This window comes from Candidatus Edwardsbacteria bacterium (genome assembly GCA_018821925.1).
Taxonomy (GTDB): domain Bacteria; phylum Edwardsbacteria; class AC1; order AC1; family EtOH8; genus UBA2226.
On record JAHJLF010000090.1, the window covers coordinates 1 to 16,211 of the forward strand.

At 54.0% G+C, this 16,211-nt stretch carries 17 protein-coding genes and 1 tRNA gene; 5 read left to right on the top strand and 13 right to left on the bottom strand.

Translation table 11 applies throughout. From position 1 onward, the window contains the following. Positions 1 to 206 precede the first annotated feature (206 nt). From KJ869_10985 to KJ869_11005, 5 genes are read left to right on the top strand one after another with little or no spacing between them, the layout of a single operon-like run. Positions 207 to 575, top strand: a complete 369-nt coding sequence (locus KJ869_10985; protein ID MBU1577711.1) for a DUF2089 domain-containing protein — start codon at positions 207 to 209, stop codon at positions 573 to 575. A 2-nt stretch (positions 576 to 577) separates the two neighbouring features. Beyond that, positions 578 to 1,783, top strand: coding sequence for a DUF4097 domain-containing protein (locus KJ869_10990; GenBank protein ID MBU1577712.1), 1,206 nt, complete (start codon positions 578 to 580; stop codon positions 1,781 to 1,783). 22 nt (positions 1,784 to 1,805) lie between these two features. Continuing rightward, on the top strand, positions 1,806 to 1,976 hold the full coding sequence (locus tag KJ869_10995) for a hypothetical protein (GenBank protein ID MBU1577713.1): 171 nt from the start codon (positions 1,806 to 1,808) through the stop codon (positions 1,974 to 1,976). A gap of 24 nt (positions 1,977 to 2,000) precedes the next feature. After that, positions 2,001 to 2,318, top strand: a complete 318-nt coding sequence (locus KJ869_11000; GenBank protein MBU1577714.1) for a hypothetical protein — start codon at positions 2,001 to 2,003, stop codon at positions 2,316 to 2,318. Positions 2,319 to 2,375: 57 nt separating this feature from the next. Then, positions 2,376 to 2,777: a hypothetical protein gene (locus KJ869_11005; protein ID MBU1577715.1), complete on the top strand. Its 402-nt coding sequence runs from the start codon at positions 2,376 to 2,378 to the stop codon at positions 2,775 to 2,777. Positions 2,778 to 2,889: 112 nt separating this feature from the next. On the opposite strand, the gene KJ869_11010 is transcribed toward KJ869_11005, so the two are convergent. The 13 genes from KJ869_11010 to rpsO all read right to left on the bottom strand — a co-directional run bounded on the left by KJ869_11010 (position 2,890) and on the right by rpsO (position 16,121). Next, entirely contained in the window at positions 2,890 to 4,221 is a 1,332-nt protein-coding gene (locus KJ869_11010; protein ID MBU1577716.1) for a PhoH family protein, read from the bottom strand. Positions 4,222 to 4,606: 385 nt separating this feature from the next. Next, on the bottom strand, positions 4,607 to 4,867 hold the full coding sequence (locus KJ869_11015) for a GIY-YIG nuclease family protein (GenBank protein MBU1577717.1): 261 nt from the start codon (positions 4,865 to 4,867) through the stop codon (positions 4,607 to 4,609). A gap of 37 nt (positions 4,868 to 4,904) precedes the next feature. Continuing rightward, positions 4,905 to 4,979, bottom strand: a tRNA-Asn gene (locus KJ869_11020). A 153-nt stretch (positions 4,980 to 5,132) separates the two neighbouring features. Further along, complete coding sequence (locus KJ869_11025; GenBank protein ID MBU1577718.1) at positions 5,133 to 5,393, bottom strand: hypothetical protein; 261 nt, start codon at positions 5,391 to 5,393, stop codon at positions 5,133 to 5,135. Between the two features lie 35 nt (positions 5,394 to 5,428). After that, entirely contained in the window at positions 5,429 to 7,120 is a 1,692-nt protein-coding gene (locus KJ869_11030) for a S8 family serine peptidase (GenBank protein MBU1577719.1), read from the bottom strand. 50 nt (positions 7,121 to 7,170) lie between these two features. Next, positions 7,171 to 7,851, bottom strand: a complete 681-nt coding sequence (locus KJ869_11035) for a DUF4388 domain-containing protein (protein MBU1577720.1) — start codon at positions 7,849 to 7,851, stop codon at positions 7,171 to 7,173. Positions 7,852 to 7,877: 26 nt separating this feature from the next. Further along, entirely contained in the window at positions 7,878 to 8,198 is a 321-nt protein-coding gene (locus tag KJ869_11040; protein MBU1577721.1) for a DUF2279 domain-containing protein, read from the bottom strand. Positions 8,199 to 8,233: 35 nt separating this feature from the next. Continuing rightward, positions 8,234 to 9,163: a PorV/PorQ family protein gene (locus KJ869_11045; protein ID MBU1577722.1), complete on the bottom strand. Its 930-nt coding sequence runs from the start codon at positions 9,161 to 9,163 to the stop codon at positions 8,234 to 8,236. 97 nt (positions 9,164 to 9,260) lie between these two features. After that, the gene (locus KJ869_11050) at positions 9,261 to 9,707 is read right to left on the bottom strand and encodes a hypothetical protein (protein ID MBU1577723.1); all 447 of its coding nucleotides are present in this window, start codon (positions 9,705 to 9,707) and stop codon (positions 9,261 to 9,263) included. Then, positions 9,704 to 9,976 carry a zinc ribbon domain-containing protein gene (locus KJ869_11055; GenBank protein MBU1577724.1) on the bottom strand — a complete coding sequence of 91 codons (273 nt, stop codon included), beginning with the start codon at positions 9,974 to 9,976 and terminating at the stop codon, positions 9,704 to 9,706. The genes KJ869_11050 and KJ869_11055 overlap by 4 nt, the downstream gene beginning before the upstream one ends. Positions 9,977 to 10,038: 62 nt before the next feature. After that, complete coding sequence (locus tag KJ869_11060) at positions 10,039 to 13,521, bottom strand: T9SS type A sorting domain-containing protein (protein ID MBU1577725.1); 3,483 nt, start codon at positions 13,519 to 13,521, stop codon at positions 10,039 to 10,041. A gap of 110 nt (positions 13,522 to 13,631) precedes the next feature. Continuing rightward, positions 13,632 to 15,722: a polyribonucleotide nucleotidyltransferase gene (pnp, locus tag KJ869_11065; GenBank protein MBU1577726.1), complete on the bottom strand. Its 2,091-nt coding sequence runs from the start codon at positions 15,720 to 15,722 to the stop codon at positions 13,632 to 13,634. Between the two features lie 129 nt (positions 15,723 to 15,851). Then, entirely contained in the window at positions 15,852 to 16,121 is a 270-nt protein-coding gene (rpsO, locus tag KJ869_11070; GenBank protein MBU1577727.1) for a 30S ribosomal protein S15, read from the bottom strand. Positions 16,122 to 16,211 lie beyond the last annotated feature (90 nt).

Here is a 16,211-nt window from a genome sequence, read left to right on the forward strand (position 1 = left end):
CCGTAATTATAATCTGGGCCGGAGTTGTATTGCTGCATGGCACATCAGGCACCGGTTTAAATACCGGTTCCACCGAGAAAGGTCAGGTAAGCAGGATCGTGACTGCCAAACATGTCTCCCCTGCCCCCGTTCTTGATCGCCGGCTCGATTCATTGACCCCCCTCTACTATTGATTGTAAAATTCAAATAAGGATTAATATAAAATGATCAAGCAAATACCCAATGCCTGCCCGGCCTGCGGCGGAAACCTTTACGTATCGGAATTCAAATGCCCTGACTGCGACACCGCAGTCAGGGGCGAGTTTCACCTCTCACCCCTGGGGAACCTGAGCGACGGGCATTATGATTTCATCAGAACCTTCGTGCTGTCGCGGGGCAACATCAAGGAAGTGGAGAGCCGGATGGGCATTTCCTATCCTACCGTACGAAATAAGCTGGACGAGGTTATCCGGGCCCTCTCGGAACAGGAAGCTAAAAAAATGACCTCCGCCGAGGTACTGGATGCGCTGGAATCCGGAAAAATAACCGCCTCCCAGGCGGCCGAAATGCTGAAAAACAACCAACAAGGAGAATGATAATGTCACAGGAAACCGTCAAGATACTTAAGATGCTGGAGGACGGCAAGATCAGTTCCCAGGAAGCAAACTCCCTGCTTTCCGCCCTGGGCGGCAGCCGGCATCGTCATGCCTTCAAGGACCTCAACATCGACCACAGTCAGTTAAAAGAGGAGATGGACATCCTGCGCGACAATATCCACCATATCAATCCCGGCAGGATAGTGGCCGAGGCCATGGCCGGGGTCAAAGAAGGACTGCAGGGGCTAAAAGGCTTGAAAGGTTTGAAGGATATTCATATCGAAATGGATGACTTGCGCGGCTCGGAAAAAGCCGAGGAGGAAAAGGTGATCACCGTCCCGGCCCAGGGTGTCACTATCCTGTCGGTCTCCCAGCCCCGCAGCGATTTCGAGATCACCGGGACCGACGGGGACCAGATCAACATCAGGGCCGATATCCAAGTCTGGGCCGAGGAGCAGGATGAGGCCGAGGAAAAACTGAGATCCCTGGACATCACCACCGAAAACGATTCCGGCACCCTTCGTATAAAGTTGGACGGCCCCCCCTGGACCAAAAAACGCCGGACCAAGGTTGACTTCACCATAGAGATGCCCCGGCATATCACGGCCGAGATATCCTCGGCCAGCGGCGACATCACCGTAAGCGGCCTGCATAAAGGGGCCAGGCTCAATACTGCTTCAGGGGACATCTCCGTTTCGGATTGCATTGGCGAGCTTATTCTGTCATCGGCCTCCGGCGAGGTCGGGCTGAATGGCTGCCAGAAAGCCAAAATAAAGATCAATACCGCCAGCGGGGATATCCAGATGTCCGGAGCCGAGGGAGAAATTGCCTTTCAGACGGTAAGCGGAGATGTCAGCGCATCCCTATCGGGCAATGTCCAGGGTCAGACGGTCAGCGGGGGTATCGATATAAAAGCCGAGAAGCCCGGCGAGATCAAGATCAACAGCACCAGCGGCGACGTCCGGTTCCAGGGCCCGCTGAGCGGGGTCAACGATTCGGCCATCGCCACGGTCTCCGGTGATGTGTCCCTCGGGCTGGAGAAAGGTTCTTCAGCAATGATCGAGGCCGGCACCGTCAGCGGCGACATAGACTGCGGCCTGGAGTTGGCCGGATCGCGCCAGAGCAGCCGCAGCCTGTCCGGCAAGCTGGGCGACGGCCAGGGCAGCTTGAAGGTGAAGACCGTCAGCGGCGACATAGAGATCAATTAACATTCTATAGAAGGATAGCTAAATGAAAAAGACCGCCAAACGCATCATCTGGGGATTGTTCTGGGTGGCCGTCGGGGCCGTCCTCCTCCTCTCCAACTACGGGATAATCGCCTACCAAATATCCTTTGCCAGGGATTGGCCGGTAGTATTCATATTGATCGGCCTTTCCGACCTGATAGAATCGTTAACCTAAACCAATATAAACAAGGAGAAAGAAATGTTTTGTTTTTACGAAAACCGTCCCCGCAAACTGTTGTGGGGATTGTTCTGGCTGGCCCTGGGGGCATTCCTGCTGCTTTCCAACTACGGAGTGCTCGGCTACCAGTTTTCTTTCAGCAGAGACTGGCCCATACTGCTGATCGCCTGGGGCATCATGAAGATCATCGACACCCTGGCCTGGCGCAGGGGGAAAAAGAACAAGATCACCGTTCTGCAGGACGAAGGCGACAGCCAGTCCCGGGCCCAGATATTGAAGGCGGTGGAGGACGGCCAGATGAGCGCCGAGGAAGCCGCCCGGAGGCTGAAGGACCTGTAAAATAACCGTAAGGGCATGGCAGGCCGTGCCCCGACAATCAAAAAGGAGGATATTATCATGTCAGAGGAAAGACTGCGGATCCTCAAGATGGTCGAGGATAAGAAGATAACCGCCGAGGAGGCCGCCAAACTGTTGGCCGCCATGGACTCCCCCGCCTCGCAGGGCAAGGCCCATTGGCTTAAGGTCCGGGTGTTCGATAAGGATTCCGAAAAGCCCAAGGTGCGGGTGACGGTGCCGCTGAGCATTTTGAAGATAGCCGGTAAGCTGGGGGGGAAATTCCAGGTGATGATGCCGGAGGAGGCCAAGGCCCAGATGGAGGCCAAGGGGATCAAGCTGGATGCCGAGAGCCTGGAGAACATCGAACAGCTGTTCGACGAGCTGGCAGTAAACGGACGGTATCAACTGGTCAATGTGGAGGATGACGAGGACGGCCAAAGGGTCGAGGTGTACATAGACTGACCGGTCAGGATTTATTAAGCCCCGCTGTTATCAGCGGGGCTTATGTTTACAAGGCTGACAGGAAGATCTGCGAAAATCAGTCTTGATCCTAAAAACCAGCGTTCTATGTTCCTTACAGCAGGTCGCTGGCCAGCTCGGCCAGATGGCTCCGCTCCCCCTTGAGCAGGTTGACGTGGGCAAACAATTGTTGTCCCTTCATCCGGTCTACCAAGTAGGTCAGTCCGTTGGACTGGCTGTCCAGGTAGGGCGAATCTATCTGATAGATATCCCCGGTGAAAATGACCTTGGCCCCCTCCCCCGCCCGGGTGATGATGGTCTTGACCTCCAGAGGCGTCAGGTTCTGGGCCTCGTCCACGATGAAGAAGATGTTGGAGAGGCTGCGGCCCCGGATGAAGGCCAGGGCCGAGATCACCAGCTTCTCGTTCTGGATCATGTCGTTTATCTTGTTGTGTTCCTTGCTCTCAGGCGAGAAGCGGTGCTTGATCACCGCCAGGTTGTCCCATAGCGGCTCCATGTAGGGATCTATCTTGGATTTGATATCCCCCGGCAGGAACCCGATATCCCGGTTGGCCAGGGAAACCACCGGCCGGGCCAGATAGATCTGGTGGAACTGTCGTCGCTGTTCCAGGGCAGCCGCCAGAGCCAGCAGGGTCTTCCCGGTGCCGGCCTTCCCGGTGATGGCCACCAGCTGGATCTCCGGCTGCATCAGGGCGTCCAGGGTGATGGTCTGTTCGGCGTTGCGGGGCTCTATACCGTAGGCGTGGCGCTTGACCACCCGCTCCATGGCCTTTTTCTCGGCATTGAAACGGCACAGCACGCTGGAACTGTTGTTCTTGAAGACGAAATATTGGTTAGGCACCGGTGTTTCCATCTTGGGAAGGTCCGATATCGCCACACTGTAAGGTTCTTCGTAGAACCTGCTTATGATAGCTTTATCCAGATCTTCCAGTATCTGAGCCCCGGCATAGAGCTTGTCCACATGCTGTATCTTGCCGGTCTCGTAATCCTCGGCCGGGATTCCCAGCGATTTGGCCTTCATCCGCAGGTTGATGTCCTTGCTGACGATTATAACCTGGCGCCCTTTAAGGGTCTTGCAGAATTGGTCGGCCAGGGCCAGTATCCGGTGGTCGGCCTTGTTGGCGGTAAAGGCGTGGTAGATCAGCTCGGAATGGGGGTCCTCCACCTCCACATACAATCTTCCTTTTCCCTTGCCCAGTGAAACCCCCTTGGTGAACAGCTGGTCCCCGGCCAGCTTGTCCAACTCACGGATGAATTCCCGGGCCTCAAAGTTGATCAGGTCGCTGCCCTTCTTGAACTTGTCCAGCTCCTCCAGCACCACGATGGGGATGACGATGTCATGTTCCTCAAAATGATTGATACAGGTGTGATCGTACAGGATCACGTTGGTATCCAGTACGAACAGCTTCTTCTTGACTGCTTTCATGATCGTCCTGCTTTTGGGTTAATGGTTGAAGTTTTGAGGACCAAACATAAAGCCGAGATTTTAAAATCTCGGCTTTATTTTATACTGCCTGAACCATGCTTGGGGCTTTGATGGTCAAGGCTTGACGAACGGATTGGGCTCGACTGAAATCGACAACTATCGGAGATATGAACGACGGCCGGCAATGATGGCGTTGTTTTCATCATAAATCTCCCATACTATTAAGGCATTAACTTGTGTATGACCAATATGATACCCGAATAATTATGTATAGTCAAGTTGAAATTTAACAAAAAAGCCACATAATAGTTATGTGGCAAGATTCTCCAGCTCCAGCGGTAGTCCGCCATAGGCGGAGAACCTACAACAATCCGCCCGAGGCGGATTAACTGCCGGATGCAAAAATTGTTTTAAGAAATGCCCGCCCTTTACCGCTTTTAAGGAATTTCTCCCTTTTTATAGCCTCCGATCTGGTTTCATACTCTTCGCTATATATCAGCATCCAAGGCCCCGGATTGCGCTTGGTATGCAGTGTTAATCTGTTTCCTTGGTCATTGTGATAAGCCAGACGTTTCCCCACGTCCGCTGTCTGCCCGATGTAGGTTTTGCCGGTTGTTTGGCTTTTTATTATATAAACATGGCCCATAAAACAAAAGCCCCATTTTCATGTGGCTGAAGATTTCTGGCTCCAGCGGTAGGGCTCGAACCTACAACAACCCGGTTAACAGCCGGGAGCTCTACCATTGAGCTACGCTGGAGTATTTAATTTTCATTGAACCAACAACAATCCGCCTCTGGCGGATTAACAGCCGGGAGTTCTATCCGCCTGAGGCGGACTACGCTGGAGTATTTAAAGATTATCAATTATATTTTATTTTCACCCGTATGTCAAGATTTTAAATAAGGAAAGTCTACCTCAAAACCATGATCTTTTTGGACGACTGGTTCCAGCCGGTGGTCATCAGGGCAATGTACAGACCACTGGCTACAGGCTGCCCCCGGTCATCCTTGAGATCCCAAAAGGCAGGGTGCTGCGAACCGGTGCGGTTTTTGATGATATTTATCTGGCTGGGATATGACCCGGCCAGCCTCTCCCCCAGGTCCAGTTTGCGAACCATCCTGCCATCGAGAGAATATAACCTGATGGCAACGCCGTAGGAATCCCTGATCAAAAAGAAAGGCAGATAAATCCCGCCATCGCTGCTTTTTACCGGGTTGGGATAAGGATCCTCAGCTGATCCTCTTCAGCCAGAACAACTTCCGGAGAGGTGTAATTAAGGGCTTTGATCCCGTCCGGCACACCCCACCCGATGCGATAAACATCATAGAGATCGTAAACGACCCCGCCGCTGGTGTAATACTTATGCCCGGTAGCGATGTCAGCAAAACCCGGGTTATAAGCGGGATCGCTCCCCAGGGTTATATCCAAAGATTCCGGAACCGTAAAAAAAGCTTCCACGGTGCTACGGTTGCTGCCGCTGTATTTTAAGGCTTTAATGACATCCTGCGGTCCCCAGGAGGGATGGGCCTCCAGCAGCAGGGCACACAGTCCGGCGGTCAGGGCAGTGGCCCCCGAGGTGCCGACGGAACTGGCATAACGGTTGAAATCCCCTTCCCCATCCGGCTCGTTATAGGCATAATAATTCTGCCAGCATGAAGCTATATCGGGCTTTATTCTTCGAATTGCCGCCGAATCGGACCTACCGGCAGGCAATATCCTCAGGCTGTCGGCTGGCGGCCCGGTAACCGCACCGGTGGACCAGTCCCCGGTACTGGCCCAAGCGCCGCCCACCGCTATAATGCTGTCGGCATCGGCTGGAGCCACCAAACTGGTATCGGGCCGGGAATTATTCCTGATATTACCCAAAGCATTAAGGATCAGCACCCCCCGGCTGGCGGCGCTGTCGGCGGCCCTGGAGCAGCGGGCCTGATCTCCGTCCATCTGGTCATAACCGTAATTATACTGGGAAGAGTCGGACCAGTATCGGTAGCCCAGCGAACTGGAAACGATATCAGTGCCGATACTGTCGGAAGCCCACTGCAAAGCAGCTATCCACCAGTCCTCCTCCTGATAGAAGTCGTCCCCCGAAATCATCTCGGTCTTGGCCAGAATGAAATCGGCATTATAGGCGCTGCCTATCAGTTGTCCGCTTTTATAGCCCCCGGCGATAGAGAGCATCCCTGTGCCATGCCAGGTCTGGCTATATGAACTATCCTGTAGCGGTTCGAATGAGGTGATGGTATCGGGCTCGCCCCCGGCTAAAATCCGCTGGAAATCCCTTTCGGCAATAACCCGGGTCCTTAGTAGTGATTCGTGCCAACGATCGAAACCGGTATCGATGATGGTCAGCCGCACCCCGCTTCCGGAATACCCCTTCTGGTGCAACTGGTCAACCTTCATCATCTTTATCTGGTCCAGCGAGGAGCCATAATCCAGAGAAGGCGCTTCCTTGCTTTGAAGAACCGGAAGTTCCTCGATTTTTAACGGCCGCTTGTAAACCGCCACCTCCTCCAGACTTTTTACCCCTTTGAGGCCCGCGATGTGCGAAAGCTGCCCGGCAGTGGCCTTGATGCTGACCGCGTTCAGCCAGGGGCTGATCACCCGGATCTCCGCGCCGGACCGCCGGACCCTGTCAAGGTATTCGCTGCTGACCGGCAGATCGCCGTACGACAGCTCCCGGCCGATCTTGGCCCGCCTTTTTGCGGCAGGGGCCTCAAGGCTGGGGAAACTTTTGGACAGATCCTTATCGGCAAACAAGACCCAGCACAGATGGATATCCGAAACGCCGGACAGATCCATCTTGTGCTGCAGCTGGCGGGATATTTTAGTATCCCGGGCCGGGGAATTGACAGCCGATAGAGCAATCAGGGCTGATGCCAAAACTACCAGTTTATTCATAATGATTTTATTTCAGTTATTGCAAAACACCGAAGAGTTTATCTTCGGTGCTATTTTTTCTTGCCGAAAAGGCCGCCCAGTATGCCCTTTTTCTCGGGCTCCGGTGGCTTGGGCGGTTCCGGTTTGGGCTGGGGTTTGGCAGCCACCGGCTGGACCGGTTTCAGCGGCGGGGGCAGCTCGACCGGCTTGGGCTTGGCCACCTGCTTGAGCAGGCCGGAAGACACCAGCCCATAAAGGACCTTGCAGGTTTCGAAGTCGCCCATATGGCTCTCTTTGATCATCTGACTGATGCTGCGTGTCCCGTCCACCAGCGCCAGCACCCGCCATTCGGCCGGCTCCAGCTTGATGTCCTCGGTCCCGGCCGCCGGGTTCTCCTCGATAGCCAGAACCAGGTCCAGATTGGGAAGCAGTTTCTGGATGTCCTGCCACTCGTCGATCTGGCGGGCAGCCTCCAGCACCAGATGCTGCAACGGAGCCTTGATGCTGTGCTGGTCGGTGGTTACATCGGCTTTGAAGGCAAAGGAACCCTGCCGCCAGCGCAGAATTCGGTTAACCGCTTCGTCGCCCCTGATATCGGTCGCCGTGGCATGGACAGCGGCCCCCTCGTTGAAGAAAATGCTTCCGGCGTCTTTTCCCGCTTCAACCTCCAGGGACCCGGTCTTTTTGCCCATCTGGATCAGCTGCAGAATATCGGATAGATCGAAATCCTGTAGATTGCCTTCCAAACCCATTGTCAAAACCTGCTGCTTTGTATTAATCAATTAATTGTAAACAGAACAGTCCCTACAGCCGCACCCAGAATATCAGCGGCCAGATCCTTGATGCTGAAACGATTTCCCTTTTGGGCTCCATCATGTAATTCCTTGACCATCCCCAGTGAAAGTGAAAAGGCAACCGCAGTGTTTCTGGCCCGAACCGGAGTCTCGGCACTTTCAGCCTCCAGCCAGTGATTGGCAAAACCCACAGCCGCCAGGCTTACGGCAAAATGAGCCAACTTGTCCCTTCCCAGCCACCTATCGGGAAACCCGGTCTTTTCTAATGTTTGGCCGTTCAGAACAGCAGCAGAACCACAAAGCATTAAGACAGCCGGCAGAAACGATTTTGTTTTTATTCTCAAAATCCAATGCCCAGAGAAAACCGGTGGGAGGTGCCAAGGTCATAAAGGCTGGGAACGAAGGCATAGTCAAAATCGTAGCTGCGCCACCGGCAACCCATGCCCAGGCTGTAGGTCTCGGTATCGTGGCCGGTCTTATATCCCATCCGGAGGGCCAGTTGATCCCTCCATAAAAACTCGCCGCCCCATCTGGACTGCCACCCTCCATCGATCGGCTTGGCAACGTCGGTCGCCGCAGTGAATCTGCCGTTATAAACGATCCACGGCAGTTTATAGGCTGTTCCCAGTTTGAAGGTGGTAGGCTGCTTAAAAAGGTTGCCGGCCATCTGCATCCTGGGCCCGATATTGTCGGCCGTGCCGGCCAGAGAAAGATCTCCCTTAAGGAGATTGAAATTAAGCCCGGCCTGAAGGCTGTGTCCGTAAGCCGAGTTCAGGTATATTTTTTCATACAGCCGCCGGTAGGACACCCCTACGGACAACAGCGACGATGGTACAAAGGCATACGACAGGCTGCCGAAGAAATCATAAGCGTTGTAGTAATCTACCGGCTCCAGGCTGGGAATGTCCTCCCGGAGGGGAATATCGCCGGCCGACAGCAACCGTCCGCCCAGCCCCAGGCGGTGTTTGCCGAATCCGGTGGCGTAATATATCTCGTCCACCGAGGTCTCGGCTATCCAGACGTTATGCTGGAAATGGAACGAGTTCTTCCGGGGCATCTGGGCCAGGCGGGCCGGATTCCAGTAGCAGGCCGTGGCGTCATCTACCAGGGCGATCCCGGCTTCGGCCATTCCAGCGGTCCTGGCCCCGGCTCCGATCTTGAGGAATGACATGGCAGTACTTCCGGCCAGGGGATACACTTCCGCCAAAGTATTGTTGGCGGTTATAAAAACAAACAGGGCAAAAAACAGACGGCTTAGGTATCGTATCATGACAGCCTCGTAAAAGCTTTCCGGTTAAATAGTGATTGCTTACCTTGAATTTTCCGCTACAATACTCCTTCTAATAAATAACCCAAAAGCTTGTTTTTTAAAACTGCCGGTTCCAGGGATAGGCATTGTATGAGTAAGGATCCACCTGGTTATACTGGAATTCTATCAGGAAACTCTTGTTGGGTTGGTATTTCATGCCGAACGATGGCAGGAACATTCCCTGATTAGTATTGCCGCTCTGCAAAGATGACAGGCTGTTAAACTGATTCGGGGTAAAACGATAGGCCAGATCCAGGTTCATCTCCAGATTGTCGGTTATCCGGTAACTGAGCGAGTTGCGGTAGAGGTTGGACAGCAGGCTGCCACGGCTGGAACTTAAATAGCTCATAGAAAAACTCTGGTTCATAGAAAGCCGGCTCATGTCCATAAAATTATTGTTGAACATGCTATTGTATGACGGAATTGCGATCCCGTTATAGGACTGGGCCGAAACCAGGCTGACAGCCAGGCAAACAAGCATTACGATGGAAACTGATTTTTTCATTTCTTCCCTCCCTCGCTGGTGGTGCTTTTGTTTTCGGCTTTTGCCGGGGTGCCGCCGGCTTCAGATTTGGCCTGCCGCCGGTACTCGCTGCTGCGGTTATCGGTGATGTAAAAACCTGATCCCTTAAACAACAGGCCTGCCCCCGTGCCCAACAGACGTTCCACCTTGCCGCCGCATTTGGGGCACTTTTTCAAGGGCTTGTCCTTTATGGATTGGAACTGTTCAAAACGGTGATCGCACAAATTACATTCATATTCGTAAGTAGGCATAAAACTCCCGATGTTATCTTATAAGTATACTCACTAAAATGCCTTATGTCAATACAAAATCATCATTTTATCATCACCATGCGGCGGACCAGCGACCTTCCCGATACCAAAAGGCGAACAAAATATATACCCCCGGAGAGACCCCTCCCATTAAAATCCTTCCCATCCCAGATGGCATTATAGTTCCCCGGCTGGAGCATGCCCGTAGTCAGGTTTTTTACCTTCTGGCCCAGCATATTGTAGACCGATAATTCGACGGGTGATGTTTGCTTCAGTTGAAAGGATATTACTGTAGACTCGGCAAACGGGTTGGGCCGGTTCGGCAGCAATCTGTCGGCAAAAAGCGGCGCCGGAGGTTCCATCTCCACTCCGGCTGGAGTCGGGCCTGCAAAGATATCATCGATGAACCACCCCTGCGACTTGATGACAGGCCCGGCGCTGTCCACATAGGCTATGAACCTCAATTGCAGGGCTTCGCCCGGCTCGTACTTGGATAGATCATAGGTTCGTTTTTCCCACTGCCCGGAGGACCCGGCCAAGACCTCCAGCAGACTGGTTCCGAATGAGCCGGACAATTCTATGAAGCCGTAACCCCACTCGGGAATGAAATCGTACCACTGCCAGAAGCTTAGCTGGTTATTCTCGCCCATCAGGAAAGGCTGGCTAAGCAGGGTATCCACCGCCCGGTAAGGAGCCAGACCCTCCGGCTCGACTCCGAAATACCAGCTGTTGACCGGAGAATTCGATTTATAGGAACTTATATGCCAATGACTGGAATCCGACACCAGCCAGTTGCCGCCGCCCGACTCTATTTGATCGTCAAGCCCTGCCGCCCCCACCGTCAAAATCAGCGAATCGGAAAAATATCCCCCGGCAAATAAGCCCTGGATCAGGAGCCTTGGGAAATAATTTGTATCCGGCGCCAGCGAATCTATTTTAAGAATAAATTCAATCGAAGCGCCAGAATCCGGCTCCAGCCAAATCAGGCTGTCAGAAGGCTGCAATATATCGATCAAGGGGTCGGCGGTGCTCAAGCTGAAAGTGCCTTGGTTTAGAGCCGCCTGGCCAGTGTTTTTCAAAAAGACCGATAGGAAAACCGATTCCCCGGGTTCAATGATATCGTTGCCATTCCCCAGGGAACTGTCATCGGTTATGTGATACAAATATTTCAGTGTAGGAGCCGAGATCGCCTGCCCGACTTGGTAATACCATTTATTTCCGGTGGAATCGATGAGTTCCAGATCGAACCGGGCGATATCCCCGTCGTGGCATAATGAGTCGATGGCAATCGCCGGAACGCCAACCGTCCAGAGGCTGTCGCCCGGCAGCAGCCCTGAGATGTCTGCCAGGCTGTCGGTCACTGCCGAGTTACTGTCAGTTGATCTCAATATAGCCCTGGCATTCAATCCGGAGGATAATGTTCCGTTATTTCTGATCAATATTTCCAGCGTGCCGGATTCGCCAGGACCGGCCAGGCCGTCGCCGTTGCCCGAGATCTCGGCCCACCTTTGTCCGGCATATGATAAGCTGGGGCCCGGTGTGACTATCTTCACATTTTTCTGCAGCGGGATGCAGTTCGGAGCCCAAGCCGTAAGGACGGCATTTTGCGGTATGGCCGTAAAGCCCGACAACATCGCCTGTCCGGCCCGGTCGGTGATCGCTCTTATGTATGCCGAATCGATATACAAAGTAAGAACAACATCACCGGCCGGCTGATTGTTCCTTAGCACACTCACCGAAAGCCCAATGGGTCCGGTATTGATGCTGTCGGAGCAGATCATCTGCAGGCTCTCCGGCGCGGATGTCCAAACGGAAAGAGTAGGATCGCCCAGCAGATTCAGGTTATAGTTGACCCAGCGGAAATAACCATCGACCTGCGACAGAGGGATCATATCGGCCTTGGAGAATCCCACAGCCTGCCCCAAGCTGGGCGCCTGCTGGATCAGGAGCTGGTCAAAAAAGGCATTGTCATAAAGATCCGACGGGCTGTAACCCGGAAACCCCGGAAAATACCAGCCGTAACGGGAATTGCCTATAAAAGCCAGTCCCCCGCCCTGCGGGTTGTTCACGAAATGCTCGGCGATGCTGTTGGAATCGAAACCGGCCGCCTGGCAGCCCAATGAATACAGGATCCCCCATTGGCCGGGATTGTTGAGGGTGTCCATCAGCATAGTGTCTAACCAGCCGTTCCCTCCCTGCATCACATAGAAACCGGAGTGGCCGTTGTGATTTATCAGATGGAGTCCGTTGTTGACCGACTGGATTATAGTGGCCGGGCTTTCATTGCCGGCGGATTGATAAAGCTTCTCCACCGGACGAAAGTAATCAGCCATATAGTCGCGATCTATGATATCCTTGCCCTTGGCCGCATCGGTGCCGGCGTCCAGATAGGAGGCCCAGAACGAGACCCGTTCCAGGTAATCACCCGGCGGGCTCTTCTCGTAGGTCAATACTTTATCAACGAAAGTCCTGGCCTGTTCAAGGCTGGCTGCCGAGGCCCGGCCCACCGTGATATCGGGATACATGTCCACGCTGTCAGCTGGCTCTCCGAAGATATCGTTGCCGTTCAGGTCCCAGGTTCCGTCTAAGTCGCTGTAATACAGATCGCAAATCAAACTGTCCAGCCCAACCTTGCCGGTGAGTTCCTCGTAGCCGCTGTGCATGGCAAAGGCGGTCCGGGCCGGAACTATGCCGTAATCTCCGCCCAACAGCAGATGGCTGATGCCGTAATTTGCATACTGCTCCAGGACGAAATTGCGCAGCTTCTCCTGCTGGTCGCGCCCGAGATAATTGGCATAAATGCTGTCAACCACGGCCACTTTTGTTCGGATGCCCTTTTGGTTCTTCCATTGCGCCAACCGTTGAAAGACGGTGTCATACTGGGCCGAGGTAATTATCAGCAGATCGTATCCGGTGCTTTTAACTCCGCTGAACGCAGAATAATTGGATATAAAAGTGTTGGGGTTAGCTGTATTATTCAAAACCCATTGGCTGCCATAGCCCGTGATATTGGCCGTCTTTACTAAATCGATATCATATTCGACGATTATATCCAGGTCCTGAAGCATTTTCAGCTTGCCGTCCAGCGGTTGGTAGCTGAAGGGGCAGACGATCAGGTTTAAAAGATTGTATCCTCCCAAATTCCCCTGATGCCAGCTGGTGAGCGGGTCGGCCGGATAACTTGCATTGGACTGGTATATCAGAGAATCTTTTAGAAAATTTTTGGGGGTGTTTTCCGAAATAGGCAGGCATTGCTGGGCGGGAAGGATATTATAGCTGCCGGGGAGGTCTTTGTATCTGTTCTGTATTTTAACCGAGCTGACCCTGGCCTGCGGAGGAAGTAAAAGAGTGACCGTTTTGACCGGCAGCCAGGGTGCGCCGGGCTGGCCGTAATTGGTCAGGCCGGGGCATTTAATTGTTTGGTACTCCCCTGCTTTTTCGAAAACCGGGATCACGCCCTGAAAAGATATTTTTTGGGTCAGGGTCTCCCCTTCCGCCGGGATGAAAAGCAGTACGACTGATATTAAGGTTAAGATGGTCTTCATATTAATTTCTATGTATTCATTAGAATATAACATCAATTACACCGACAGTCAATAGCTTGCCGTTTCTGCAGGAAATGGAAAAAAGCCGAGCAAAATGCTCGGCTTTTTTTTTATAGAGCCTGTTTTCTTGACAGGCTGACCTTGCCCGTCTCGGGATCTACCTTGATCAGCTTGACCATTATCTGCTGGCCTTCTTGGACCACATCCTCCGCCTTCTCCACCCTTTTCTTGTCTAATTCGGAAATGTGGACCAACCCTTCCTGGCCTGGCATGTATTCCACGAAGGCTCCGAAATTCATGATCTTGACCACCTTGGCCTGGTAGATCTTCCCAATCTCCGGCTCGGCAGTCATCATCTTGATCTTCTCGTAGCAGGCCTCGGCTCCCGCAATCCCGGCCAGGCCCACCGAGGCGACGGAGACCCGCCCGGAGTTGTCATCATCGATGTCTATCTTGACCCCGAACTCCTCCTGCAGGGCCCGGATGCTCTTGCCGCCGGGGCCGATGACCATACCGATCTTGTCCGGCGGTATCATCAGGCTGAGGATCCGCGGGGCATAAGCGGAAAGCTCGGTTCGCGGTTGATCCAGAGTCTTGACCATGATGTCCAGGATATGCATCCGCCCCTCATGGGCCTGGGCCAGAGCCTTCTGCAGAATATCCTTGTTAAGGCCCTGAACCTTGATGTCTAACTGCAGGGCAGTGATGCCGTCCCTGGTGCCGGCCACCTTGAAGTCCATGTCACCCAGATGATCCTCCAGGCCCATGATGTCGGAGAGAATGGCCACCTGGTCTTTTTCCATAACCAGCCCCATGGCGATGCCGGCCACCGGCGACTTGATGGGCACCCCGGCGTCCATCAGCGACAGCGAAGCTCCGCACACCGAGGCCATCGAGGAGGAGCCGTTGGATTCCAGGATTTCCGATACCACCCTGACGGTGTAGGGAAAACGGTCCTCGGCCGGGATCATGGGAGCCACTGCCCTCTCGGCCAGCGCTCCGTGGCCTATCTCCCGGCGGCCCGGGCCACGGATGGGTTTGACCTCTCCCACCGAGAAGGGCGGAAAGTTATAATGCAACATGTAGCTTTTGGTATATTCGCCCTCCAGATCCTCTATCCGTTGCCCGTCGGAGGCGGTCCCCAGAGTGGTCACCGCCAGGCTCTGGGTCTCGCCGCGGGTGAACAGGGCCGAGCCGTGGGTCCGGGGCAGCACCCCTACCTCGCAGGTTATGGGACGGATATCTGTCAGGCCCCGGCCGTCGGCCCGTTTGCCTTCCTTCAATATCCTCTCCCTCAGGTCCTGGCTCTGTATCTCCTCGATCAGCGACTTGATGGCTTTATCCGATTCCGGATAAGTTTCTTTTAAAGATTCGATGGTCTCGACGGTCAGGTGCTTGATGGCATCCTGGCGAACCTCCTTTTGCGGCAGGATATTGGCCGCCCGGATCTTGTTAAGGGTCAGCTCCCTGACCTTTTCTATCAGGGACTGGTCCTTTTTCGCCGCGGTAACAACCCGCTTGGGTTTGCCGCATTTTTTGACCAATTCCTCCTGCATCTCCACGATCTGCTTGATATACTGGTGGCCGAACTCTATGGCGGCCACGATCTCGTCCTCCGAAACCTCACGGGCACCGGCCTCCACCATGGTAATGGAATCGCTACTGCCGGCTATGACGATATCCAGCCGGCTTTCCTGCAGCTGCTGGAAAGTGGGGTTGATCACATACTGGCCGTTAATCAGCCCCACCCTGACCGATCCGATGGGTCCGTGGAAGGGGACATCGGAGATGGACAGGGCCGCCGAGGCCCCGATCATTCCCAGTATGTCGGAATCGTTTTCCTGGTCGGCTGAAAGTATCAGCGCAAAGACCTGCACTTCATTCCTGAAATCCTGCGGGAACAGCGGACGGATCGGCCGGTCGATCAGCCGGGCCGAAAGGATCTCCTTTTCCCGGGGCCTGCCCTCCCTCTTGAAGAAGCCGCCCGGTATCCTGCCTACGGCATAGGCCTGCTCCCGGTATTCCACGGTCAATGGGAAGAAATCTATCCCCTCCCGGGGCTTATCGGCCCCCACTGCCGTCACCAGCACCACGGTGTCGCCATAGCGCACCGTCACCGAACCGCCGGCCTGTTTGGCCATCCGGCCGGTCTCGATTATCAGTTTGCGTCCCCCCAGTTCCAGTTCCTGTACTTGTACCATTTTTTCCTTCCTGCCCCGCAGCTCTGCAGAGCCTTCCCCGCTTTCCGGGGGAATTGTTTTACTTGCCGTCCGGTTTACGCCAATCAGGGGCGATTACGATCGCCCCTGTTGGTTATCAAGCCCGAACAATTACTTTCTGAGTCCCAGCTTTTCCACTATGGACCGGTAACGGTCCATATGACGCTTGGAGAGGTAGTTCAGCAGCCTGCGCCGCTGGCCCACCATCTTTAATAGCCCCCGCCGGCAGGCGTGGTCCTTTTTGTGGATCTTGAGATGCTCGGTCAGATCGTTGATCCGCTGGGTAAGCAAAGATACCTGCACCTCGGGGCTGCCGGTATCCCCTTCATGTTTCTGATGTTTGCCGATCAGTTCCTGCTTCTTTTCAATGGTCAGTGGCATGGTGTGGGTTCCTCCTGTTTTTTTCTGATGCCTTCTCCCGCGAAGCGGTGCAGGAGAGGTCGTTTATTGTGTTAATTATAAACCATAACA

What these genes read in the sequence shown, in the direction of transcription:
- KJ869_11040 (MBU1577721.1), bottom strand. Translation starts at nt 8,198, where the DNA reads ATGCTTTGTGGTTCTGCTGCTGTTCTGAACGGCCAAACATTAGAAAAG.
- KJ869_11000 (MBU1577714.1), top strand. Translation starts at nt 2,001, where the DNA reads ATGTTTTGTTTTTACGAAAACCGTCCCCGCAAACTGTTGTGGGGATTG.
- KJ869_10995 (MBU1577713.1), top strand. Translation starts at nt 1,806, where the DNA reads ATGAAAAAGACCGCCAAACGCATCATCTGGGGATTGTTCTGGGTGGCC.
- KJ869_11030 (MBU1577719.1), bottom strand. Translation starts at nt 7,120, where the DNA reads ATGAATAAACTGGTAGTTTTGGCATCAGCCCTGATTGCTCTATCGGCT.
- KJ869_11010 (MBU1577716.1), bottom strand. Translation starts at nt 4,221, where the DNA reads ATGAAAGCAGTCAAGAAGAAGCTGTTCGTACTGGATACCAACGTGATC.
- KJ869_11035 (MBU1577720.1), bottom strand. Translation starts at nt 7,851, where the DNA reads ATGGGTTTGGAAGGCAATCTACAGGATTTCGATCTATCCGATATTCTG.
- rpsO (MBU1577727.1), bottom strand. Translation starts at nt 16,121, where the DNA reads ATGCCACTGACCATTGAAAAGAAGCAGGAACTGATCGGCAAACATCAG.
- KJ869_11050 (MBU1577723.1), bottom strand. Translation starts at nt 9,707, where the DNA reads ATGAAAAAATCAGTTTCCATCGTAATGCTTGTTTGCCTGGCTGTCAGC.
- KJ869_11055 (MBU1577724.1), bottom strand. Translation starts at nt 9,976, where the DNA reads ATGCCTACTTACGAATATGAATGTAATTTGTGCGATCACCGTTTTGAA.
- KJ869_10990 (MBU1577712.1), top strand. Translation starts at nt 578, where the DNA reads ATGTCACAGGAAACCGTCAAGATACTTAAGATGCTGGAGGACGGCAAG.
- KJ869_11045 (MBU1577722.1), bottom strand. Translation starts at nt 9,163, where the DNA reads ATGATACGATACCTAAGCCGTCTGTTTTTTGCCCTGTTTGTTTTTATA.
- KJ869_11005 (MBU1577715.1), top strand. Translation starts at nt 2,376, where the DNA reads ATGTCAGAGGAAAGACTGCGGATCCTCAAGATGGTCGAGGATAAGAAG.
- pnp (MBU1577726.1), bottom strand. Translation starts at nt 15,722, where the DNA reads ATGGTACAAGTACAGGAACTGGAACTGGGGGGACGCAAACTGATAATC.
- KJ869_11060 (MBU1577725.1), bottom strand. Translation starts at nt 13,521, where the DNA reads ATGAAGACCATCTTAACCTTAATATCAGTCGTACTGCTTTTCATCCCG.
- KJ869_11015 (MBU1577717.1), bottom strand. Translation starts at nt 4,867, where the DNA reads ATGGGCCATGTTTATATAATAAAAAGCCAAACAACCGGCAAAACCTAC.